The sequence below is a fragment of the Streptomyces sp. NPDC057743 genome, assembly GCF_042798755.1.
In the GTDB taxonomy this organism is placed as follows: Bacteria; Actinomycetota; Actinomycetes; order Streptomycetales; family Streptomycetaceae; genus Streptomyces.
The window spans coordinates 60,302-82,205 of the sequence record NZ_JBHVJX010000026.1 but is presented as its reverse complement, the minus strand read 5'-3'; the positions used below and the strand labels follow the sequence as shown (position 1 = coordinate 82,205).

The following is a 21,904-nucleotide window of genomic DNA, read 5'->3' as shown; positions in this document are numbered from 1 at the left end:
CACCCCCTCACCTCACCCCCATGTCTCCCCTCTCCTTCAACTCACCCTCAACGCCCGTCTCTTCCACCCCACCCGACGTCCCACGACGCCCCCGCATCCCGACCCAGATCACCAGGAACGCGGCGACGGCCACCCCGCACAGCAGCCACATCGCCGCCTGGTTGCCCCGGATGAACAGCTCCTTGGAGAGCGCCTCCGCGCCGCGCCCGTCCAGCCCGGTGTGCGCGCGCAACAGCCCGTTCCCCGCCCCCGGGTCGGCCACCGCCCGCGACACCCACTCCCCGCCCGGCAGTCGGCGCGCGGCCAGCGCCTCGTCCAACGCGTCCCGCGCCGACCAGCGGTAGACCGCCATCCCGACCGCCAGTCCGATCGCCCCGCCCAGGTTGTGGAAGGTCCACGACGAACCCACCGCCGTCCCCGCCAGCCGCTCCGGTACGGCGGACAGCGCGGCCACGGTGGCCGGGCCGAGGACGAGCGCCCAGCCGATCCCCATCAGCGCGAACGCCGCCATCACGAGGACGACCCCGCTCTCCGTGCTGAACTGCGCCTGGAGCGCCGCCGACAGGGCGAACGCCACGAACCCCACGCACAACAGCAGCCGCGGCGGGAACCGGTCCACCAGCCGCCCCACGACGGGCGACAGCACCGCCATCACCGCCGTGCACGGCAGCAACATCAGTCCGCTCGCGGTGTCCCCGTCATGCCGAACGGAAACCAGGTACAGCGGCATCAGGAAGAACGCCAGGCAGTAGAAGAACGCCAGGGAGAAATCGGCGGTGAGCGCACCCAAAAAGGTGCGGTTCCCGAACAGTTGGAAATCGATGAGGGGCGCCGCCACTTTGCGTTCCACCACACAGAAGGCGAGCACACCGACAACTCCCAGCACCAGCAGCCCGAGAATGCGGATCGATGCCCAGCCCCAGGCGTCGCCCAATGTCAGACCGAGGACCACTGCGGGCAACGCGAGGCTGATCAGCGCCAGTCCCGGCCAATCCGGCTTTCCGCTTCCGGCGGCACGCTCCCCGGGCACCCGTACCGAGAAAAAGCACACGGCCAACCCGATCGCCGTCAGCGGCACGTTTATCCAGAAAACCCAGCGCCAACTCAACTCCCCGACGATGAACCCGCCCAGCATCGGCCCGATCGCCAACCCGAGCCCGTTGACGCCGTAGAGCGCCCCTACGGCCCTGCCGCGCTGCTCCGGCGGAAAGGTGTCGGAGACCAGCGCGCCCGTACTGGTGTAGAGCACGGCGCAGGCGGCCCCTTGGACGAAGCGGCAGGCGACCAGCATCCGGACGTCCCCCGCCCACCCGGCCGCCAGAGAGGCGAGGCCGAACACCGCGGTCCCGGTATAGAGCACCCGCCGCCGGCCGTGGCTGTCGGCCAACCGCCCCATCGTCACCATGAACATCGACAGCGCGACGATGAATATGTTGACGATCAGCTGGAGTTCGGTGACCGTGGCCCCCATGTCCCGTTGGATGGCGGGAGCCGCGGTATTGACGATGGTGAGGTCGATACAGCCGAGAAAACTGATGATGCTCAGCCCGCCGAATGCCCACCATCGACGCCCGGCCCCCTTATCGCGCGCCCACCCCACACTCTCCCCCCTATCGACGGACCGCACGGATTCACCACCGGGCACCCCGGACGCCTCAGATCCCCCGAACTCCCCGCTCCCGCCTTCTCCTCGATCCGCCGCCTTCACGCACTGATCCACCATTCCCGCCTCCGAGCCGACGAACGGCGCCCTGCCGCTCCCCCGACATTCCCCGACGACGCTAAATACGCCGCCCGGCCCGGACAAATAGCCTTTCCGTCCACCCCATACGCGCCGCGAATGAATCGACGAACGACCGCCCTCGGCCCGCCCTGGCGCGTTCCGTAGCGGCCCAACGCGCCGTCTCCAACGGCCAACTGGACACGGCGAGGCGGTGCGCGCGGACCCTCCAAGGGGCGGACGCTCGACCTTCACGCCCGCCCCGAGCCGGCCAGCCCCCGATCCGGATCAACATGGCCGAAACCGAGCCGATCGCGCCCGAGCGCCTCCGCGCCGCACCTGAGGGCCGCCACACGCCCCACCCCACCCAAGGCCCGTCCCCTCGCCCCCGCCCCGGAGCGACCAGCGGAGCAACGTAGGCGGAGCAACGCAGGCGGGCCATGCAAAACGCCCCGGCCGGAGGCTTCCGGTCGGGGCGCCGAACGCAGGTCATGGTCCCTGTCCTGCGATGGATTCGGTGGGCCATCAGGGGCTCGAACCCTGAACCAATGGATTAAAAGTCCACTGCTCTGCCAATTGAGCTAATGGCCCGCACCGAGCAGCATAGCCCGAGGTCCTGCCGCAGCCCGAAGGCATGGCGGATCTGGCCAATCCGCGGCGTGCCACGACGGCGCTCCGCCGGCCACGCCCGCCCCGTATACGGGCCTCCACCACGCCCGTACGGGGCGCGCCGGAGCCACCGCGCGCCGGGTACGGAACGCGCCCCACGGTGCGCCAACACGCAGGGCCCGTACGGCACTTGCGTGCGTACGGGCCCTGCGCGAGCCATGCGGGCTACCGGCCTGTATCGGCCACGGTCGGGTCAGCCGTTGCGCTTCCAGCGCGGCTTGTCCTCGCGCCGGCCGAAGCCGGAGGTGCTACCGGAGCCACGGTGGTCGTCGCGCCGGCCGTAGGGGCGGTCGCCGCCGGAACGGAAACCGGAGGACGGCCGGCCGCCAGAGCGGTCGTCACGGTTGAACGGACGGTCGCCGCCACCGGAGCGGAAGGGGCGCCCACCGCGGTCGTCGCGGTTGAACGGACGGTTCGGGCGGTCACCGCGGTCGCCGCGGTGGAAGCCGCCGCGGTCGTCACGGCGGTCGAACGAGCGGCCGCCGCCGAAGCCGCCACGGTCGTCCCGACGGTCACGGTCACGGCCACCGCCGAAGCCGCCACGGTCGTCCCGACGGTCACGGTCACGGCCACCGCCGAAGCCGCCACGGTCATCGCGACGGTCACGGTCACGATCCCGGTCACGACCGAAGCCACCGCGGTCATCACGGCGGTCACGGCCGAAGCCACCGCGGTCGTCCCGACGGTCGCGGTCACGGCCGCCGAAGCCGCCGCGCTCGTCCCGACGGTCATCGCGACGGTCGTCGCGGCGCTCGAAGGAGCGGCCACCACCGGAGCGGTCGTCACGACGGTCGCGGTCGCGGCGCTCGAAGTTGCCGCGCTCGTCGCGGCGGTGCGGCCGCTCGTCACGGCGCTCGTCACGACGGCGCTCGCCGGAGCCGGACTGGGCCGGCACCGCGGCCTCGGCCACCGCCTCGGCGGCCGCCTGGGCGTTGGCCGCCAGCGCCTCCGCCGGGTCCTCGCCGCGCTCGCGGGCGGCCCGCGCGGTCAGCCGGTCGGCCTCCTCGCGCAGCTCGGTGGCGCGGGCCTGGAGCCGCTCCAGCTCGCGGGTCATGGAGCCGACCTCGCGCTCGGCCTGCTTGGCGACGTTGTTCGCCGACTCGGCCTGGACCTCGGTGAGCGAACGGGCGCCGGTGATCTTGGCCAGGTCCTCGTCGAACGCGCCGGCGCCGCCGACGATGTGCCGCGAGGCGTCCACGCCCGCGTCCTCCATCAGCCGGAAGATCTGGCGGCGCTGGTGCGGCAGGGACAGCGACACCACGGTGCCCTCCTGCCCCGCGCGGGCGGTGCGGCCGGCGCGGTGCAGGTAGTCCTTGTGGTCACCGGCCGGGTCGACGTTCAGGACCAGGTCGATGCCGTCGACGTGGATGCCGCGGGCGGCGACGTCGGTGGCGACCAGCGCGTTGACGTAGCCGTCCTTGAAGTCGGCGAGGACGCGGGTGCGCGCGCCCTGGGTCATCCCGCCGTGCAGCGCGTCCGCCGTCACGCCCGCCTCGATGAGCTGCTCGGCAACCCGCTCGGCGCCCAGCTGGGTGCGGACGAAGATGATGGTGCGGCCCTTGCGGGCGGCGATGGCGGCAGTGACCGGCGCCTTGTCCTTCGGCTTCACGACGAGGACGTGGTGGGTCATGGTCGTGACATTGCCCTGGGCGCTGTCGACCTCGTGACTGACCGGGTTGGTCAGGTAGCGCTTGACCAGCGTGGAGATCTCGTTCTCCATCGTGGCCGAGAACAGCATCCGCTGGCCGCCGTCGGGCACCTGGTCCAGCAGCTCGGTGACCTCGGGCAGGAAGCCCAGGTCGGACATCTGGTCGGCCTCGTCGAGGACGGCGACCTGGACGTCCTCCAGGGAGCACGCACCACGGTTGATGATGTCGCGCAGCCGGCCCGGGGTGGCGACGAGGATGTCGACGCCGCGCTCCAGGGCGTAGATCTGGTTGCCCATGGACGTACCGCCGCAGACGACCTTCATCTTCAGGCCGAGCACGTCGCCGTACGGCTGGAGGGCGTCCGCGACCTGCATCGCGAGCTCACGGGTCGGGGTGAGGATGACCGCGCGCGGCTTCTTCTTCTCGGTGCGGCCGTCGGCCAGGCGGGCCAGGGTCGGCAGACCGAAGGAGAGCGTCTTGCCGGAGCCGGTGCGGCCGCGGCCGAGGATGTCCTTGCCGGCCAGCGCGTCCGGGATGGTCGCGGCCTGGATCGGGAACGGGGTGGTGACACCGTTCTGGGCCAGCTTGCGGACGATGCCCTCGGGGAGGCCGAGGTCCGCGAAGGTCACGGTCCCGGCGTCGTCGCCCTCGGCGGGCTCGACGGCCTCGGTACCGGCGTCCTGCGCCGCGGTCTCCTCGACGGCTTCGGGGGCCGGCTGCGCGGCCTGGTCTTCGGGGGCCTCGCCGTTTGCGGGCAGGGCGGACTGGTCAGTGGAAACAGACATGCGAAATGCGAAACCTTCCGGAGTCTCGGCACGCGCCCACAACTCCGTGTGATTTCACAAAGACCGCCTCAATGCGGTCAGCCACGGCAAGGGAGAGAACGCGCCACACGGCGCGCTTTTTCAGGGCGCCGGGCAAATGGGATCAAACGATCTACCACCATACGCACCCCTCCCCCTGCAATGCAAATGGCCTCCGCGCCGCCCACGACGACGCGCGCCCCGGCACCGTCAGGCGTCCCACTCCACCTGGGGCGTCATCGACGAGGACAGCGAGGAGGCCCCGGCCCCCGGCGAGGACGAGTGCGCGACGGACGACGACGGCACGACGGGCGGTGGCTTCGAACCGGACGGTGGCGGGCCGGACCCCTGCGCGCCCCCGCCGGACGCCCCGCCGGAGGGGCCGTTCGGCGGCGCGCTCGGCGAGCCCGGGGTCGGTGCACCGGGCGCGGACGACGGCCGGCCGGGAGTGGAGGGCGAGGGCTGCGCGGGGCGCGACGGGCGCGACGCGCCGGCGGTTCCGCCGCGCCCCTGCGCCGTGCCGGGCTCCGGCCCGGAGGGCTTGGCCGGCTGCGCGGCCGTCCCCGGCCCGGCCGGCGACGACGGCTCCGCGCTCGGCGACGGCCCGGCGTCCGCCACCCGGCCGGTGTCCCCGGCGCCCCCACCGGCCGGCCGCCGCGGGCCGCCGTGGCCCGGCCGCCGCGGCCCGTCGCCACGGCCGTCGGCGGTCAGCCCACCGGGGGCGGCGTGCTTGCCCTTCCCGTCACCGTGCCGGGCGGCGCTGCCCGACGGCGCCGGGTGCCCGGGGTCGCTGACGCTCATGCAGCCGGCCAGCGAGGCGGCCAGCGCGGAGACGGTCAGCGCCGCGGCGGCGACCCGCTTCATCGAGCGCGAGCCCGTTCCGGAGGCGGGCACCACGGCATCGGGCAGCGCGCCAACGGGCGTTGCGGACGCGGGCGTTGCGGACGCGGGCGTTCCGCAGGCGGGAGCGGCCGCCCGGGCGTCGGGCGTCCCGAAGGCGGCGCCCCCGTCCGTCGACGGATCGGTGGTGGACGGCGGGCGAGGGGACATCGGGTGCACGGGCGGGACCTCCGGATCCGGAGCGCAGGGACGGCGTCGGACGCCCTGCCCAACTCCCGCCCCCCGCCTGAGGACACGCCACGGCCGACACACCCGCCCCAGCCGGTCAGCCGTAGCCGAGCGCGTGCAGCCGCCCATCGTCGATCCCGAAGTGGTGGGCGACCTCATGAACGACCGTCACCTCCGTCTCCGCGACCACGTCTTCCCTCGTGGCGCACATCCGCAGGGTCGGTCCGCGGAAGACGGTGATCCGGTCCGGCAGGACGCCCGCGTACCACTCGCCGCGGTCGGTGAGCGGGGTCCCCTCGTAGAGGCCGAGCAACTCGGGGTCGTCGGCCGGGGGCTCGTCCTCGACGAAGACCGCCACGTTGTCCATGAGCCGGGTCAGCTCCGGCGGGATCCGGTCCAGCGCCTCGGCGACCAGTTCCTCGAACTCCTCGCGCGTCATTTCCAGCACGCCCCCATTGTCCGGCAACGGCCGCGCGCCCGACGGTCCGCGCGCGGACACAGCCGGAGCCGCTCCGTCCCGCATAACGGGCGGCGCGGCCGGGCATACCGGACCAATGGCCCGCGCCGCGCGCTCCAGGACTTCGCCTCCCGACCCGCCAGGCCGCTCCCGCCTCCGCCTGCCGGGCCCCCGCCGCCCGTTCCTGCGGCCCGGCCCGGCGCACAGACCGCCCACCGGCCGCCGCACCCACCCCGGTGCCACGCTCGCGCCGCCCGCGCACCCGTACGCCCGGGCCGCCGGCCTGGTGGCCGTCAGCCTGCTCGGCGCCTGGCTGGGGCTGCTGCTCTTAGGGGGCGTGAACGCCCCGGTCGGCCCGATGGACACCAGCATGGCGCTGCGGCCGTCGCTGACCGGCGGCACCCGGATCACCGTCCCGCCCCTGGGCGACCTGGAGTTGGACAGCCACCGCGCCCCCGTCCGGCTCGACGTCGACGTCGACCGGCTGGACCCGGCCCGCTCCGCCGCGTTGGTCGACCACCCCGAGCGGTTCGCCGGCCTCCAGAAGCAGGTCACCCACGACGTGCTGCGCGGCGCCGCCGGCCTGGTGGCCGCCTCCTGTGCCGCGGTGGTCGGCGGCGCGACCGCGCTGGGCCTGGTCGTCTACCGCCGCCCGCGCCGCGCCCTGGCCGCCGGCGGCCTCGCCCTCGCCCTGCTCACCGCCTCCGGCACCGCCGCCTACGCCACCTGGAACCCGAAGTCCGTCCTGGAGCCGCGGTTTTCCGGACTGCTCTCCTCCGCCCCGTCCGTGGTCGGCACCGCCCGCAACATCGTCAGCGAATTCGACGTCTACCAGAAGGAGTTGGCGCGCCTGGTCACCAACGTCAGCAAGCTCTACGACACCGCCTCCACGCTCCCCGCCTACCAGCCGGACCCCACCACCCTGCGCGTCCTGCACGTCTCCGACATCCACCTCAACCCCGCGAGCTGGCACATCATCGCCTCGCTGGTGCAGCAGTACCGGATCAACGTCATCGTCGACACCGGCGACACCATGGACCACGGCTCGGCCGCCGAGAACCACTTCCTGGACCCCGTCGCCACGCTCGGCGCCCCCTACGTCTGGGTCCGCGGCAACCACGACTCCCGCACCACCCAGCGCTACCTCGCCACCCGCCGGCACGTCACGGTCCTCGACGACGGCCGGGTCGCCCAGGTCGCCGGGGTGCGCATCGCGGGCGTCGGCGACCCGCAGTTCACCCCGGACCGCTCGGTGGCGACGGCCGGCGACGCGGCCGAACGGACCGCCGGCGACAAGCTCGCCGACGCGCTGCGCACCCAGCGGCTGGCCGGCACCCCGGTCGACCTCGCGCTGGCCCACAACCCGACCGCGGCCACCGAGGCGGACGGCCTGGTCCCCCTGGCACTGGCCGGCCACCTCCACCACCGCGAGATCAGCACGCTCCCCCAGGGCACCCGGCTGATGGTCGAGGGCTCCACGGGCGGCGGCGGGCTGCGCGCCGTCCAGAACAAGCAGCCCGCGCCCGTCCAGGCGTCGGTGCTCTACCTGGACCGCACCACCAAGCGGCTCCAGGCGTGGGACGAGATCACCCTGGGCGGACTGGGGCTCACCCGCGCCGAGGTCAGCCGCCATCTCCCCCGCGAGAACCAGCCCGCGGCACCCGGCGCCACCCCCTCCGCGCACCCGTCCACAACGCCTTCCGACGGGCCCGGGTAAACCGTTTTGGCGAACGGTCCTCCCATCCCATATGCTTCTCACGTCCCCGACGGGGCCGGTAACGGCGCCAAGGCGGGCCATCAGCCCTCATCGTCTAGTGGCCCAGGACGCCGCCCTTTCAAGGCGGTAGCACGGGTTCGAATCCCGTTGGGGGCACGCACCAACCGTGTGCGAGACTGGTTCACGCCACTCGCACAATGCAAGGTCCTGTGGAGCAGTTTGGAGTGCTCGCCACCCTGTCAAGGTGGAGGCCGCGGGTTCAAATCCCGTCAGGACCGCTGCGGCTGGGTAGCTCAGTTGGTACGAGCGTCCGCCTGAAAAGCGGAAGGTCGCCGGTTCGACCCCGGCCCCAGCCACACCCATTGGGAGAAGGTCCCGGTTCGATTCTCGAACCGGGACCTTCTTCGTTGTTCCGCAATTCCTGTTCCCCGTGGGGGACTTGGGAAGGAAATCGAGAACAGGGGGCTGGGAACAGGGAACTGGGTGGGATTTCTTGCCGGGTTGCCGGGTTGCCGGCCTGCCGCTCGCCGAGGGGGCCGTCCCCAGGGGTTCTCCTGGGGACGGCCCCCTCGGCGTTGGTTCTTGTTGACGCCGTTCCTTGGCGCGCTGCGTTGGCGGCGTCCGGTCGGTGCGCTCCGTTGCCGCGTTCCGTCGGTGCGTCCCGTTGGGTTCGGGAGCGCGGGGTGGTTCAGGCGCCGGCGGCGTGCGCCGGGGCGGGGGCCGGTTCGCGGCCGCCCGGGTGGCGGTGCCGCCAGGTCCAGAAGACCGTGCAGGAGACCAACGACCAGCCGGCCAGTACCAGGAAGGGGAAGGCGTGCTGGTGGCCGCGGAAGTAGACCGCGGCGTGCTGGGCGTTGACCGAGGCGCCCGGCGGCAGCCAACGGCCGATGAGCCCGAGGACGGACGGGAGCAGCGGCCAGGAGACCGCGCCGCCGGACGAGGGGTTGCCGAGCAGGACCATCAGGCCCCAGGTGGGGATCATCGCCCAGCGGCCCATCAGGGTGTTGAACATCGTGAAGACCATCCCGGACGTGAACATCGTCAGCGCGAGGATCAGCCAGGACTCGACGAACGGCAGGCGGAGCGCGCCCAGCCACCAGTCGGCCACCGCGACGATGGCGAAGCCGCCGAGCAGGGCGTAGGCGAGGGTGAAGGCGATCCGCTCGGCCGGGTTGAGGCCGCGGGCGTGCACGCTGAGCTGGATGGCGCCGACGAAGCCGATGATCACGGCCGCGAGGGAGATGTAGAAGAGGGCCAGGCCCCGCGGATCGCCCTTCTGGAGCGGCTTGATGTCCCGGACGGTGACGGGCACGCCGGTGGCCGGGCCGACCTTGGCGGCGGCCTCGGACAGGAGCTGGGCCACGGAGGCGCCCGAGGCGCCGGACACGTCCAGCTCCACCCCGCGGCCGCTGGTGCGCAGCACCGCGTACTCGCGCTGCTCCTCGACGGCGTTCCGGGCCTCGGGGTAGGTGGCGTACCCGGTCAGTCGGAGCGAGGCGTTGAGGGCCTTCTCCAGGTCGGCGACGAAGGCCCGCTGCTGGGGGGCGGCGGGGCCGGTGACCACGGCGGTGGGGATGTGCCGGGGCGCCGGGTTGGCCATGGCGTAGGTGTACGAGCCGGCGAAGAGGCCGGCCGCGGCGGCGAGGATGACCGTCAGGACGACCGCCGGGAGGAACGGGGACTTCTTGAAGGCCGCCCAGTGTTCCGCCGCGGTCCGGGCCCGGCCGTGCGCGCCGTGCGGGACGCTCTCACCTTCATGTTCATGATCATCCATGGGAAACACGCTAAGGCAATGATGTCGGACATACCGCCCGGGGGTCCGGTGTCGCCCGGCCTGCCCGCGGGGCGTTCTTGGCCCGGGTACCGCCGTGAAATGGTTCGCCAGTCTTTTCCGCGAGGTGAGATCCTGGGGGACGTATGTCCAGTCAGCCTGCCCCCGCCCCGTCCGAGAGCGCCGCGCCCACGCTGCCCTCCCTGTTGAAGCGCCTTCCCGAGCTGATGCTGCGCGATCAGCAGCGGTTGGGGCGCCGGCTCGACGGCGCGCGCCGGATCCGTAAGCCCGAGGCCCGGGCGGGCGTGCTCGCCGAGATCGCCGCCGACATCGACGAGGCGGAGCTGCGGGTGGCGCAGCGCCGCGCCGCGATGCCGCGGGTCAGCTATCCCGAAGAGCTCCCGGTCAGCCAGAAGAAGGACGAGATCCTGGCGGCCATCCGCGACCACCAGGTGGTGATCGTCGCGGGCGAGACCGGCTCCGGCAAGACCACCCAGATCCCCAAGATCTGCCTGGAACTGGGGCGCGGTGTCCAGGGGCTGATCGGGCACACCCAGCCGCGCCGGATCGCGGCCCGTACGGTCGCCGAGCGGGTGGCCGAGGAGCTGCGGACGCCGCTGGGCGAGGCGGTCGGCTGGAAGGTCCGGTTCACCGACCAGGTCGGCGACGACACCCTCGTCAAGCTGATGACGGACGGCATCCTGCTCGCCGAGATCCAGACGGACCGGGAGCTGCGCCAGTACGACACGCTCATCATCGACGAGGCGCACGAGCGCAGCCTCAACATCGACTTCATCCTGGGCTATCTCGCCCAACTGCTGCCCAAACGCCCGGACCTGAAGGTCGTCATCACCTCCGCGACGATCGACCCCGAGCGGTTCGCCCGGCACTTCGGCCGCTTCGCGACCGTGGACGCGGCAGCGGGCGACGAGAGGACGTCCGCCCCGATCGTCGAGGTCTCCGGGCGCACGTACCCGGTCGAGGTGCGCTACCGGCCGCTGCTGGAAGAGGGCGGCTCGGACCCCGACCGCGACCAGATCACCGCGATCTGCGACGCGGTGGACGAGCTCCGCGCCGAGGGCCCCGGCGACATCCTGGTCTTCCTCTCCGGCGAGCGGGAGATCCGCGACACCGCGGACGCGCTCAACAAGAAGAACCTCGCCGCCACCGAGGTGCTGCCGCTGTACGCCCGGCTGTCGCACGCCGAGCAGCACCGGGTCTTCCAGCGCCATACGGGCCGGCGGATCGTGTTGGCCACCAACGTGGCCGAGACCTCGCTGACCGTCCCCGGCATCAAGTACGTGATCGACCCGGGCATGGCGCGGATCTCCCGTTACAGCTTCCGCACGAAGGTGCAGCGGCTGCCCATCGAGCCGGTCTCGCAGGCCAGCGCCAACCAGCGCAAGGGCCGCTGCGGCCGGACCAGCGACGGCATCTGCATCCGGCTGTATTCGGAGGAGGACTTCCTCTCCCGACCGGAGTTCACCGACGCGGAGATCCTGCGGACCAACCTCGCCTCCGTCATCCTCCAGATGACCGCGGCCGGCCTCGGCGACATCGAGAAGTTCCCGTTCATCGACCCGCCGGACCGCCGCAACATCAAGGACGGCGTCGACCTGCTGCGCGAGCTGGGCGCGCTGGACACCGCGCAGAAGGACGCCCGCAAGCGGCTGACCCCGCTCGGCCGCAAGCTCTCCCAGCTGCCGGTGGACCCGCGGCTGGCCCGGATGGTGCTGGAGGCGGACCGCAACGGCTGCGTCCGCGAGGTCATGGTGATCGCGGCCGCGCTGTCCATCCAGGACCCGCGCGAGCGCCCGTCGGACAAGCAGCAGCAGGCCGACCAGCAGCACGCCCGCTTCAAGGACGAGACGTCGGACTTCCTGGCGTTCCTCAACCTCTGGAGTTACGTGCGCGAGCAGCAGAAGACGCTGTCCTCGTCCGCGTTCCGCCGGATGTGTCGCGGGGAGTTCCTGAACTACCTGCGGATACGCGAGTGGCAGGACATCTACTCGCAGCTGCGGACGGTCGCCAAGAGCATGGGCGTCCACCTGAACGACACCGACGCGGCGCCCGAGCGCATCCACACCTCGTTGCTCTCCGGTTTGCTTTCGCACATCGGATTCAAGGACACGGACGCCAAGAACGAATACCTGGGCGCCCGCAGCGCCAAGTTCGCGGTCTTCCCCGGCTCCGCGCTCTTCAAGAAGCCGCCGCGCTGGGTGATGTCCGCCGAGCTGGTGGAGACCTCCCGGCTGTGGGCGCGGGTGAACGCCCGGATCGAGCCGGAGTGGATCGAGCCGCTCGCCGGACACCTGGTGAAGCGGAACTACAGCGAGCCGCACTGGGAACAGAAGATGGCCGCGGTGATGGCCTACGAGCGGGTCACCCTCTACGGCGTCCCGGTCGTCGCCCAACGCAAGGTCAACTACGGCCGGATCGACCCCGAGGTCTCGCGCGAGCTGTTCATCCGGCACGCCCTGGTGGAGGGCGACTGGCGCACCCACCACCAGTTCTTCCATGACAACCGCAAACTCCTCGGCGAGGTCGAGGAGTTGGAGCACCGCGCCCGGCGCCGCGACATCCTCGTCGACGACGAGACCCTCTTCGACTTCTACGACCAGCGGATCCCGGCGGACGTGGTCTCCGGGGCGCACTTCGACTCCTGGTGGAAGAAGCAGCGCCACGACGAGCCGGACCTGCTCAACTTCGAGCACTCGATGCTCATCAACGAGTCCGCCGAGGCCGTCACCAAGGACGACTACCCGGACTCGTGGCGGCAGGGGAAGCTGAAGTTCAAGGTCACCTACCAGTTCGAGCCGGGCGCGGACGCGGACGGCGTGACCGTCCACATCCCGCTCCAGGTCCTCAACCAGGTCTCGGCCGAGGGCTTCGACTGGCAGATCCCGGGCCTGCGCGAGCAGTTGGTGACCGAGCTGATCCGTTCGCTGCCCAAGCCGATCCGCCGCAACTACGTCCCGGCGCCGAACTTCGCCGCCCGTTTCCTGGACTCCACCGTCCCGCTCCAGGGGGCCCTGCCGTCGGCGCTGGCCGCCGGCCTCCAGCGGATGGTGGGGGTCCCGGTGGACGCCGCCGACTTCGACCTCGACAAGGTCCCCGACCACCTGAAGATCACCTTCCGGGTGGTCGACGAGCGCCGCCGCAAGCTGGCCGAGGACAAGGATCTGGAGGCGCTGCGGCTCCAGTTGAAGCCCAAGACCCGGGCCGCCCTCTCCCGGGCCTTCGAACAGGCCGAGAAGCGGCCCGGCAAGGACCGCAGGGGCGGCGGGGGCGGCGGGGGCGAGGCCGCACCGGCCGGCCCGGAGCAGCGCACCGGCCTGACGTCCTGGACGATCGGCACGCTCCCGCGCACCTTCGAGACCCGCCGCGCCGGCCAGCCGGTGAAGGCGTACCCGGCGCTGGTCGACGAGGGCAGCAGCGTCGCGGTCCGGCTGTTCGACACCGAGGCCGAGCAGCTGGCCGCCATGTGGGCCGGCACCCGCCGCCTCATCCTGCTCAACATCCCCACCAACCCCGCCAAGTTCGCCCAGGACAAGCTGAGCAACCAGCAGAAGCTGGCGCTCTCCCGCAATCCACACGGCTCCATCGCGGCGCTCTTCGACGACTGCGTGACCGCCGCCGCGGATCGGCTGATCGCGGCCCGGGGCGGCCCGGCCTGGGACGAGGAGGCGTTCCGCAAGCTCTTCGACGCGGTCCGGACCGACCTCGTCGACGCGACGCTGAAGATCATCCAGCAGGTCCAGGAGGTGCTGGCCGCCTGGCAGGCGTGCGAGCGCCGGCTGAAGGCGACCGCGTTCCCGTCGCTGCTGCCGTCGCTGACCGACGTCAAGGAGCAGTTGGCGGCGCTGATCAAGCCGGGCTTCGTGACCGCGCACGGCGCCAAGCGACTGCCGGACCTGATGCGCTACCTGGTCGCCGCCGACCGCCGGCTGACCCAACTGCCCACCAACGCCGAACGGGACCGCAGCCGGATGGCGAAGGTGAAGGAGATGCAGGACGAATACGCCTGGCTCCTGGAGCAGTTCCCCCAGGGCCGCCCGGTGCCGGCCGCGGCCCGGGAGATCCGCTGGATGATCGAGGAGCTCCGGGTGAGCTACTTCGCGCACGCCCTGGGGACCGCGTACCCGGTCTCCGACAAGCGGATCATGAAGGCGGTGGACGCCGCGGTCCCGTAGCCCGGACCGCACCGCGGGACGACGGCCGGGACCGAGTTCGACCGCACCCCCTGACCTGCTGTACAGTCTTGCTTCGCAGCCCGCCGCAAGCGGAAAGCGAAAATCAAGGTCCTGTGGAGCAGTTTGGAGTGCTCGCCACCCTGTCAAGGTGGAGGCCGCGGGTTCAAATCCCGTCAGGACCGCATTCCACGGCCCGCACCTTTCACCGGTGCGGGCCGTTGTGGTGTTCGGCCCGCACCGGGTGTTCCCCGGTGCGGGCCGTCGCGTTCTTGGTGGACGGGACGCGGGTACGGCGCCCCGAAGACCCCGATCGACGCGGACCGGACCCTACGGCCGTCTTGACGACGGCACCTGCCGCGGGTACTCACTGAGGCAGGGCGTGGGGCCGGGAGGTGGCGTGTGATGACGACCGCGGTACGGCACGAGACCAGGGCGCTGTTGCGCGCCCATCTGTCGGCGGCGCTGCGCTACGGCTACCGCCATCGCACCCGGCAGTGCCCGGTGTGCCATCAACTGCTGCGGCTCGCCATGGAGCCGCACGGCGCCCCTTCCGGGCCGCCGGAGCCCTCGACCGCCCCGGAGCCCTCCCAGGCCGCCTGCGAGCCGTCGACGGAGGACGAAAGTCCCGCCGCTCGGTGACCAAGGACGGCTGCGTCACCGGCCGTGCGGTGGAAGGCTGTTGAGAAGGGAACGGTCGAAAGGCGCTATACCTCAGTGCCGTTCACCCTTCAAGAACTCCGGGATGTGACGGGAGTCACCGAACAAGTTTCGCGCGATGGGGAACTTACTGCCCGTCTACAACGGGTCAATTTAATATGTGCAATTGCACTGCCTCTTAGGTGCCCCGAAACGAGACCGTCAGGTCCGGTCTGATGGCACCCTTCAGGGCCCCTGAAGGGGTCGTCACGCGCCTTTGGGCGTCGGTCGGCGCCGGGGCGACCCAAGCGCCGCGAGCGGCCGGCGAACGGCCGCACACAAAAAGAGATCGCGCCGGACCCGGCGGAGTCCAGCGCGATCGATGACGTACCCGAGTGAAGTGGGTGTGGGCCTGTTGGGGCAGGCACCGCGTCGTATGGAGCTGTGGTGGAGCAGGTGGTGCGAAAGGGCGCTTCCGGGTTGGGGGGCCCGAAAACAGCCTGGTTATGCGGTTATTCAGGACTCGCTGCGCTGCTGCGGGATACCCGCGAGCAGTGCGCGGACCTCAGCCTCGCGGTAACGCCGGTGCCCTCCGAGCGTGCGGATGGACGTGAGCTTGCCTGCCTTGGCCCAGCGGGTCACCGTCTTCGGGTCCACGCGGAACATCGTGGCGACCTCAGCGGGGGTAAGCAGCGGCTCGGCGTCAGGGGTGCGAGCGGTCATGAGCGGCCTCCTCGGGAGAACCGAACCATCACGGTTCTTTCCTCTAAATTCTGCACCTTGACCCACGTTGCCCGAAATGGCGGACGCGGGCCGAGTCGGTTATAGGACGAACGGCTTGTCCTCGGCACTACAACTACACCATCTGTCCAGCCACGTCGGCCAAACCGATGGAATTGCCCTCTCAGGTGTTCAACCTTGGCGGATGCCGATGGACCGTGCCATAGCGGACAGTCACACCCCCGTGACGATCAGTCACAACATGACCAGCCGCCATGAGACCCCTCAAGGAGCGCAATACCGATCTATCCGCCCTTAGTTGGACGGAAGGAGCCCAAGTCAGGCTCCTTGTCCTATTTTGACACGAGGGTGCACCTTGGGAGCAAGACCCGAAGTCAGTGCTTTAGGTCACGCTTGGGGCAATCGCCCGGATCGGGACCTACGTCCCGTACATCCCGTCAGCTGCGGCGCCGACCCCGGCAACTGGGCGCCGGCCCACCGGCGTTCAGCTGGAGAACTGGCGTTCGCGCACCGCGCGCCACCGCTGCGAGAGCTTCTCGTACGCGGCGCCGGCCCGCTCGCCGTCCCCCTCCCGCAACGCCGCCAGCCCCTCCGTCACCTCCGCGACGGAACGGTCCTCGGCGAGCTGCCCCTCGGGCACCGCGTGCACCAGCCCTCCGTAGTCCAGCTCCACGAGCGAGCGCGGGTGGAACTCCTCAAGCCAGCGCCCCACATCCACCAGGCCGTCGATCAACGGCCCCTCTTCCAGGGCATCCCGAAGCGTACGCAGTCCGCGCGCTACCCGTCTGCGCGCCTGCACCATCGGCGTGCGGTAACGCAACGCCGGGGACGGCTCACCCTTCGCGTACTCCCGCTCGTCGTCGTCGAAGAGGACGAACCAGCGCACCGGGATGTGCCAGGTGGACGCCCGGATCCAGGGCCGGGCGTCCGGATTCCGCTCGCGCCACCGCTCGTAGTCGGTGGTCGCCTGCCGGCGCACCACCGGGGGCAGCGCGGCGTCCAGTACGGACGCCGGCAACAGCTCCTCCAGGGAGGCCAGCGCCTGCCAGCCGCGCAGCCGGGTCCGCCAGGGGCAGACGCAGGTGACGTCGTCCACGACGGCGACGAACGCGTCCCCGCTCTCGTGTACCGGGACCGGCACCGGCGGGGTGGGCAACAGGTCGGCCAGTGCCCGGCGCTGCTCGTCCAGGGCCGTGGGGGTGGCGTCCCGCTGGGCGTAGCGCGCCCAGTAGGAGCGCTCCGGCTCGGGAAACGCTGCCAGCGGTTCGTAGACCCGTAGATACGCCACATACGGGACCCGCACCGACGACGCCAAGGCCACGCCCGCTCCTCCAAAGGAAAGCCCACCGGCCGGAGTTGCCTGCCTCCGCCCGCTCCGGATACGGCAGATCGTCCCACGCCCGTCCCCCGGGAGAGGGTGATCCTCCGTACCTGGCCGATCAACCCGCCTCCAGGTCTTACGCTCATCCCAACCGGCCCTCCCCACCCATTAGGAGGGCGTCCTTCGTGACTATGGGAGTCACCACAGTGACCGACGTACGTCCTGCCGCCTCCCCCGAGTTCCCCGCACCGTTCGAGCCGGGGACGCCTCCCCCCGCCGCCGGTGGCGCGTTGCAGACCCTGTTCCGCGCGGAGCAGGGCGGCCACGAGCAAGTCGTCCTCTGCCAGGACCGTGCCAGCGGCCTGAAGGCCGTGATCGCCATCCACAACACCGCCCTGGGCCCCGCCCTCGGCGGCACCCGTTTCCACGCCTACGCCTCCGAAGAAGAGGCCCTGCTGGACGCGCTGAACCTCTCGCGCGGCATGTCGTACAAGAACGCCCTGGCCGGGCTCGACCACGGCGGCGGCAAGGCGGTGATCATCGGCGACCCCGAGCTGATCAAGACCGACGAACTGCTGCTCGCCTACGGCCGGTTCGTGGCCTCCCTCGGGGGCCGCTACGTGACCGCCTGCGACGTCGGCACCTACGTCGCCGACATGGACGTGGTCGCCCGGACCAACGAGTGGACCACCGGCCGCTCGCCGGAGAACGGCGGCGCCGGCGACTCCTCGGTGCTGACCGCCTACGGCGTCTTCCAGGGCATGCGGGCCTCGGCGCAGCACCTGTGGGGCGACCCCACGCTGCGCGACCGGAAGGTCGGCATCGCCGGCGTCGGCAAGGTGGGACACCACCTCGTCGAGCATCTGCTCCAGGACGGCGCCGAGGTCGTGGTCACCGACGTCCGCGCCGGGGCGGTGGACCGGATCCTCGACCGCCACCCCCGGGTGACCGCCGTCGCCGACACCGCCGCTCTGATCCGCACCGAGGGCCTCGACATCTACGCCCCCTGCGCGCTCGGTGGCGCGCTCAGCGACGAGACGGTGCCCGCGCTCACCGCGAAGGTCGTCTGCGGCGCCGCCAACAACCAACTCGCGCACCCCGGCGTGGAGAAGGACCTCTCGGACCGCGGCATCCTCTACGCCCCCGACTACGTCGTGAACGCCGGCGGGGTCATCCAGGTCGCCGACGAGCTCCACGGCTTCGACTTCGACCGGTGCAAGGCGAAGGCCGCGAAGATCTTCGACACCACGCTGTCGATATTCGCTCGTGCGAAGGCGGACGGCATTCCCCCGGCCGCGGCGGCCGACCGGATCGCCGAGGCGCGGATGGCAGAGGGGCGTCGCGCCTGATCCGACCGGCACACGTGGCCAGAAACACACCCTTGTGCGGCCCGTCGGGGGGTTCAGGGAGACATGTCTCACCACCCGTCGGCGGGTCGCCGTACAGGACAGGTTAAAATCGCAGTTGACCAGCGTGGACGGGGCGCCGTGCCGGTCGTACCAAGCGGTGGGTGATGCGGGCGACGTACCGTATGGCCGCGGAAGCAGGTACCGTTAAAGCCCTACAGGCCGGTCTCTCCGTCGAGAGTCCGCTCTGAATCATGAACGCGTGTCAAGACTCTGGGGCCAACGAGCCCCGTCACTGAGGGGGTCGACCCATGGGGCGCGGCCGGGCCAAGGCCAAGCAGACAAAGGTCGCCCGCCAGCTGAAGTACAGCAGCGGTGGGACGGATCTCTCACGACTGGCCGACGAGCTTGCATCGCAGTCGAACCAGCAGCCTCCGAACCGAGAGCCGTTCGAGGACGAGGACGACGACCCGTACGCGCGGTACGCAGAACGGTACAACGCCGAGGACGACGGGGAAGAGGGCCACTCCTCGAACCAGCGTCGTCGCGCCTGATCGGGCTGCTGACCACCGGTCCAGCAGCACCCAGGCGCCTTTACGCGTCGTGCGCTCACGGGACTCATAACACCATCACGGACCCGGTCCGGGGAATCCCCCAGGCCGGGTTCTGTGCTGCGCGCGGGACCACCGGGTCGGTGGTCCCGCGCGCCTGCGGGGTCAGCTCGCGTAGTCACCGGTGAGGGTCACAGCCTCTGCGTGAGCGCCGCGCTCGACGATCTCGCCACTGACCCAGGCGTCCACGCCCCGATCGGCGAGGGTGGTCAGGGCGACGTCCGCGGACTCCTGGGGGACGACGGCGATCATGCCGACGCCCATGTTCAGGGTCTTCTCCAGCTCCAGGCGCTCGACCGAGCCGGCGGTGCCGACGAGGTCGAAGACGGCGCCCGGCGCCCAGGTGGCACGGTCCACGGTGGCGTGCAGGCCGTCCGGGATCACCCGGGCCAGGTTGTTGGCGAGGCCGCCGCCGGTGATGTGCGAGAAGGCGTGCACCTCGCTGGTGCGCGTCAGGGCCAGGCAGTCCAGCGAGTAGATCTTGGTGGGCTCCAGCAGCTCCTCGCCGAGGGTGCGGCCGAGCTCCGGGACCTCCTGGTCCAGGGACAGGCCGGCCCGGTCGAAGAGGACGTGGCGGACCAGGGAGTACCCGTTCGAGTGGAGTCCGGAGGACGCCATCGAGATCACCACGTCGCCCTTACGGATGCGGTCGGCGCCCAGGACCTGGTCGGCCTCGACCACGCCGGTGCCGGCGCCGGCGACATCGAACTCGTCCGCGCCCAGCAGGCCCGGGTGCTCGGCGGTCTCGCCGCCCACCAGCGCACAGCCGGCCAGCACACAGCCCTCGGCGATGCCCTTGACGATCGCGGCGACCCGCTCCGGGTGGACCTTGCCGACGCAGATGTAGTCCGTCATGAACAGCGGCTCGGCGCCGCAGACGACCAGGTCGTCGACGACCATGGCGACCAGGTCGTGGCCGATGGTGTCGTAGACGCCCATCTTGCGGGCGACGTCGACCTTGGTGCCGACGCCGTCGGTGGCCGAGGCCAGCAGCGGACGCTCGTAGCGCTTGAGCGCGGAGGCGTCGAAGAGGCCGGCGAAGCCGCCGAGCCCGCCGACGACCTCGGGACGGGTGGCCTTGGCGACCCACTTCTTCATGAGGTCCACGGCACGGTCGCCGGCCTCGATGTCGACGCCCGCGCTCGCGTAGCTGGCACCGGTTGATTCAGCGGACATGGCTGAGAACTTTCGTTTGGGTGGGGACGAGCTCTACGGGCGACGCAGCGCGTCGGCGCCGCCGACCCCGGCGGTGAGCGTGCGGACACCGTCCACGTCGGACGAGGCCGGGGCCTTGGTCTCGGACTCCAGGAGGTGCTTGCCCAGCAGCTCCGGGTCCGGCAGCGCCATCGGGTACTCGCCGTCGAAGCAGGCGTGGCACAGCTTCGACCTGTCGATCGTGGTCGCCTCGATCATGCCGTCGATGGAGATGTACGCCAGCGAATCGGCGCCCAGCGACTTGCCGATCTCCTCGACGCTCAGCCCGTTGGCGATCAGCTCCGCGCGGGTGGCGAAGTCGATGCCGAAGAAGCACGGCCACTTGATCGGCGGGGACGAGATCCGGATGTGGACCTCGGCGGCGCCGGCCTCGCGCAGCATCCGGACCAGGGCCCGCTGGGTGTTGCCGCGGACGATCGAGTCGTCGACGACCACCAGGCGCTTGCCGCGGATGACTTCCTTGAGCGGGTTGAGCTTGAGGCGGATGCCGAGCTGGCGGATGGTCTGCGAGGGCTGGATGAAGGTCCGGCCGACGTAGGAGTTCTTGACCAGGCCGGAGCCGTAGGGGATGCCGCTGGCCTCGGCGTACCCGACGGCGGCCGGGGTGCCGGACTCCGGGGTCGCTATCACCAGGTCCGCGTCGGCGGGTGCCTCGGCGGCCAGCTTGCGGCCCATCTCCACGCGGGAGAGATAGACGTTGCGCCCGGCGATGTCGGTGTCGGGGCGGGCGAGGTAGACGTACTCGAAGACGCAGCCCTTGGGGCGGGCCTCGGCGAAGCGCGAGGCGCGCAGGCCGTTCTCGTCGATGGCGACCATCTCGCCGGGCTCGATCTCCCGGATGAAGCTGGCGCCGACGATGTCCAGGGCGGCGGACTCGGAGGCCACCACCCAGCCGCGCTCCAGGCGGCCGAGGACCAGCGGGCGGATGCCCTGCGGGTCGCGGGCGGCGTAGAGCGTGTGCTCGTCCATGAAGCAGAGCGAGAAGGCGCCCTTGACGTGGGGAAGGACGCGCGGCGCGGCCTCCTCGACGGTCAGCGGCTTGCCGTCGTCGTCGACCTGGCCGGCCAGCAGGGCGGTCACCAGGTCGGTGTCGTTGGTGGCCGCGACCTGGGTCGCCCGGCCGCCGTCGCGGGGCAGCGCGGCGACCATCTCGGCGAGTTCGGCGGTGTTGACCAGATTGCCGTTGTGGCCGAGCGCGATCGATCCGTGCGCGGTGGCGCGGAACGTCGGCTGGGCGTTCTCCCACACCGAGGCACCGGTGGTGGAGTAGCGGGCGTGGCCCACGGCAATGTGGCCCTGGAGGGAACTGAGGGAAGTCTCGTCGAAGACCTGGGACACCAGGCCCATGTCCTTGAAGACGAGGATTTGGGAGCCGTTGCTCACCGCGATGCCCGCGGACTCCTGTCCACGGTGCTGCAGCGCGTACAGCCCGAAGTAGGTGAGTTTGGCGACCTCTTCACCCGGAGCCCAGACACCGAAGACGCCACAGGCGTCTTGCGGGCCCTTCTCCCCGGGGAGCAGGTCGTGGTTGAGTCGTCCGTCACCACGTGGCACGTCCCAGAGTCTAGGGCAGGTCGCGCATTCATCCGAACCGGGGATGGTGGGCGGCATGGAGGGACGCATGAACGGGGCGTTGCGGATGGTTGACGTGCCCACGGCCGCGCGGCCAGGATTTCTGCTCATGCAGACCCCGCAGCCCTTGGCGCGCCTGGTGCGTTGCCGGGTGCCCCGCCGCGCGCCGCGCCTCGTCCGGCGCCGCCACGTCGACCTCGGTCGGGTGGCCAGCGCCGCCTGTCGCCGCGGCTGACGACGGTGATCGCGTGCCCCCGCTGAGGCCGCGCCACCGCCTCTGAGCTGCACTTTCGCGTTCCTCACCGCTGCCCGGGCAGGGGTTTTTCCGGCCGTTTACGGCAGTTGTCCGTACTGTCCGTGCGACGCGGTGGTGTGAGATGCACGACGTTCCGCTGACCGCCCGCCTCCCTGCCGT

General features: G+C 71.2%; 15 protein-coding genes and 5 tRNA genes. 10 read left to right on the top strand and 10 right to left on the bottom strand.

From position 1 onward, the window contains the following. Positions 1-7: 7 nt before the first annotated feature. The 5 genes from ACFVFQ_RS27120 to ACFVFQ_RS27100 form a co-directional block, all read right to left on the bottom strand. Positions 8-1,600, bottom strand: coding sequence for an MFS transporter (locus tag ACFVFQ_RS27120; protein WP_383420590.1), 1,593 nt, complete (start codon positions 1,598-1,600; stop codon positions 8-10). A 638-nt stretch (positions 1,601-2,238) separates the two neighbouring features. Next, a tRNA-Lys gene (locus tag ACFVFQ_RS27115) sits at positions 2,239-2,311 on the bottom strand. A gap of 271 nt (positions 2,312-2,582) precedes the next feature. Next, on the bottom strand, positions 2,583-4,823 hold the full coding sequence (locus ACFVFQ_RS27110; protein ID WP_383420588.1) for a DEAD/DEAH box helicase: 2,241 nt from the start codon (positions 4,821-4,823) through the stop codon (positions 2,583-2,585). Between the two features lie 228 nt (positions 4,824-5,051). Further along, positions 5,052-5,891: a hypothetical protein gene (locus ACFVFQ_RS27105; RefSeq protein WP_383420586.1), complete on the bottom strand. Its 840-nt coding sequence runs from the start codon at positions 5,889-5,891 to the stop codon at positions 5,052-5,054. A gap of 115 nt (positions 5,892-6,006) precedes the next feature. Then, the gene (locus ACFVFQ_RS27100; RefSeq protein ID WP_383420584.1) at positions 6,007-6,357 is read right to left on the bottom strand and encodes a metallopeptidase family protein; all 351 of its coding nucleotides are present in this window, start codon (positions 6,355-6,357) and stop codon (positions 6,007-6,009) included. A 106-nt stretch (positions 6,358-6,463) separates the two neighbouring features. Between ACFVFQ_RS27100 and ACFVFQ_RS27095 the strand changes: the two genes are divergently transcribed. The 4 genes from ACFVFQ_RS27095 (at position 6,464) to ACFVFQ_RS27080 (ending at position 8,439) form a co-directional block, all read left to right on the top strand. Next, positions 6,464-8,083, top strand: a complete 1,620-nt coding sequence (locus ACFVFQ_RS27095; RefSeq protein ID WP_383420582.1) for a metallophosphoesterase — start codon at positions 6,464-6,466, stop codon at positions 8,081-8,083. Positions 8,084-8,166: 83 nt separating this feature from the next. Continuing rightward, positions 8,167-8,239 (top strand) — tRNA-Glu (locus ACFVFQ_RS27090). A gap of 47 nt (positions 8,240-8,286) precedes the next feature. Further along, positions 8,287-8,361: transfer RNA gene (locus tag ACFVFQ_RS27085), tRNA-Asp, on the top strand. A 4-nt stretch (positions 8,362-8,365) separates the two neighbouring features. Continuing rightward, positions 8,366-8,439 (top strand) — tRNA-Phe (locus ACFVFQ_RS27080). A gap of 332 nt (positions 8,440-8,771) precedes the next feature. Here ACFVFQ_RS27080 and ACFVFQ_RS27075 read toward each other — a convergent pair. Beyond that, positions 8,772-9,857, bottom strand: coding sequence for an ABC transporter permease (locus ACFVFQ_RS27075; protein WP_383420580.1), 1,086 nt, complete (start codon positions 9,855-9,857; stop codon positions 8,772-8,774). Positions 9,858-10,000: 143 nt separating this feature from the next. Between ACFVFQ_RS27075 and hrpA the strand changes: the two genes are divergently transcribed. The 3 genes from hrpA (at position 10,001) to ACFVFQ_RS27060 (ending at position 14,686) form a co-directional block, all read left to right on the top strand. Continuing rightward, positions 10,001-14,047 carry an ATP-dependent RNA helicase HrpA gene (hrpA, locus tag ACFVFQ_RS27070; RefSeq protein WP_383420578.1) on the top strand — a complete coding sequence of 1,349 codons (4,047 nt, stop codon included), beginning with the start codon at positions 10,001-10,003 and terminating at the stop codon, positions 14,045-14,047. A gap of 107 nt (positions 14,048-14,154) precedes the next feature. Further along, positions 14,155-14,229: transfer RNA gene (locus ACFVFQ_RS27065), tRNA-Asp, on the top strand. A 220-nt stretch (positions 14,230-14,449) separates the two neighbouring features. Continuing rightward, entirely contained in the window at positions 14,450-14,686 is a 237-nt protein-coding gene (locus ACFVFQ_RS27060) for a DUF6274 family protein (protein WP_383420576.1), read from the top strand. Between the two features lie 513 nt (positions 14,687-15,199). On the opposite strand, the gene bldC is transcribed toward ACFVFQ_RS27060, so the two are convergent. Further along, positions 15,200-15,406 carry a developmental transcriptional regulator BldC gene (gene bldC / locus ACFVFQ_RS27055; RefSeq protein ID WP_003980577.1) on the bottom strand — a complete coding sequence of 69 codons (207 nt, stop codon included), beginning with the start codon at positions 15,404-15,406 and terminating at the stop codon, positions 15,200-15,202. Positions 15,407-15,908: 502 nt separating this feature from the next. Further along, a complete protein-coding gene (locus ACFVFQ_RS27050; protein WP_383420573.1) occupies positions 15,909-16,745 on the bottom strand; it encodes a hypothetical protein in 837 nt (278 codons plus the stop codon). A gap of 191 nt (positions 16,746-16,936) precedes the next feature. On the opposite strand from ACFVFQ_RS27050, the gene ACFVFQ_RS27045 reads away from it, so the two are divergent. Next, a complete protein-coding gene (locus ACFVFQ_RS27045) occupies positions 16,937-18,094 on the top strand; it encodes a Leu/Phe/Val dehydrogenase (RefSeq protein ID WP_383420624.1) in 1,158 nt (385 codons plus the stop codon). A gap of 308 nt (positions 18,095-18,402) precedes the next feature. Then, entirely contained in the window at positions 18,403-18,645 is a 243-nt protein-coding gene (locus ACFVFQ_RS27040) for a DUF3073 domain-containing protein (RefSeq protein WP_383420571.1), read from the top strand. 162 nt (positions 18,646-18,807) lie between these two features. On the opposite strand, the gene purM is transcribed toward ACFVFQ_RS27040, so the two are convergent. Then, positions 18,808-19,878: a phosphoribosylformylglycinamidine cyclo-ligase gene (gene purM, locus ACFVFQ_RS27035; protein WP_383420569.1), complete on the bottom strand. Its 1,071-nt coding sequence runs from the start codon at positions 19,876-19,878 to the stop codon at positions 18,808-18,810. Between the two features lie 33 nt (positions 19,879-19,911). Next, positions 19,912-21,471, bottom strand: coding sequence for an amidophosphoribosyltransferase (gene purF, locus ACFVFQ_RS27030; RefSeq protein WP_383420567.1), 1,560 nt, complete (start codon positions 21,469-21,471; stop codon positions 19,912-19,914). Between the two features lie 43 nt (positions 21,472-21,514). Here purF and ACFVFQ_RS27025 point away from each other — a divergent pair, with 43 nt between their 5' ends. After that, positions 21,515-21,724 (top strand): putative leader peptide, encoded by a 210-nt coding sequence (locus ACFVFQ_RS27025; protein WP_383420565.1) that lies wholly within the window; start codon positions 21,515-21,517, stop codon positions 21,722-21,724. The last annotated feature ends 180 nt before the right edge of the window (positions 21,725-21,904 follow it).

Bases quoted from the DNA above. Each gene is read 5' to 3' on its own strand.
- ACFVFQ_RS27110 (WP_383420588.1), bottom strand. From the start codon at position 4,823: ATGTCTGTTTCCACTGACCAGTCCGCCCTGCCCGCAAACGGCGAGGCC.
- ACFVFQ_RS27105 (WP_383420586.1), bottom strand. From the start codon at position 5,891: ATGTCCCCTCGCCCGCCGTCCACCACCGATCCGTCGACGGACGGGGGC.
- ACFVFQ_RS27095 (WP_383420582.1), top strand. From the start codon at position 6,464: ATGGCCCGCGCCGCGCGCTCCAGGACTTCGCCTCCCGACCCGCCAGGC.
- ACFVFQ_RS27075 (WP_383420580.1), bottom strand. From the start codon at position 9,857: ATGGATGATCATGAACATGAAGGTGAGAGCGTCCCGCACGGCGCGCAC.
- hrpA (WP_383420578.1), top strand. From the start codon at position 10,001: ATGTCCAGTCAGCCTGCCCCCGCCCCGTCCGAGAGCGCCGCGCCCACG.
- ACFVFQ_RS27060 (WP_383420576.1), top strand. From the start codon at position 14,450: ATGACGACCGCGGTACGGCACGAGACCAGGGCGCTGTTGCGCGCCCAT.
- bldC (WP_003980577.1), bottom strand. From the start codon at position 15,406: ATGACCGCTCGCACCCCTGACGCCGAGCCGCTGCTTACCCCCGCTGAG.
- ACFVFQ_RS27045 (WP_383420624.1), top strand. From the start codon at position 16,937: ATGGGAGTCACCACAGTGACCGACGTACGTCCTGCCGCCTCCCCCGAG.
- ACFVFQ_RS27040 (WP_383420571.1), top strand. From the start codon at position 18,403: ATGGGGCGCGGCCGGGCCAAGGCCAAGCAGACAAAGGTCGCCCGCCAG.
- purM (WP_383420569.1), bottom strand. From the start codon at position 19,878: ATGTCCGCTGAATCAACCGGTGCCAGCTACGCGAGCGCGGGCGTCGAC.
- ACFVFQ_RS27025 (WP_383420565.1), top strand. From the start codon at position 21,515: ATGGTGGGCGGCATGGAGGGACGCATGAACGGGGCGTTGCGGATGGTT.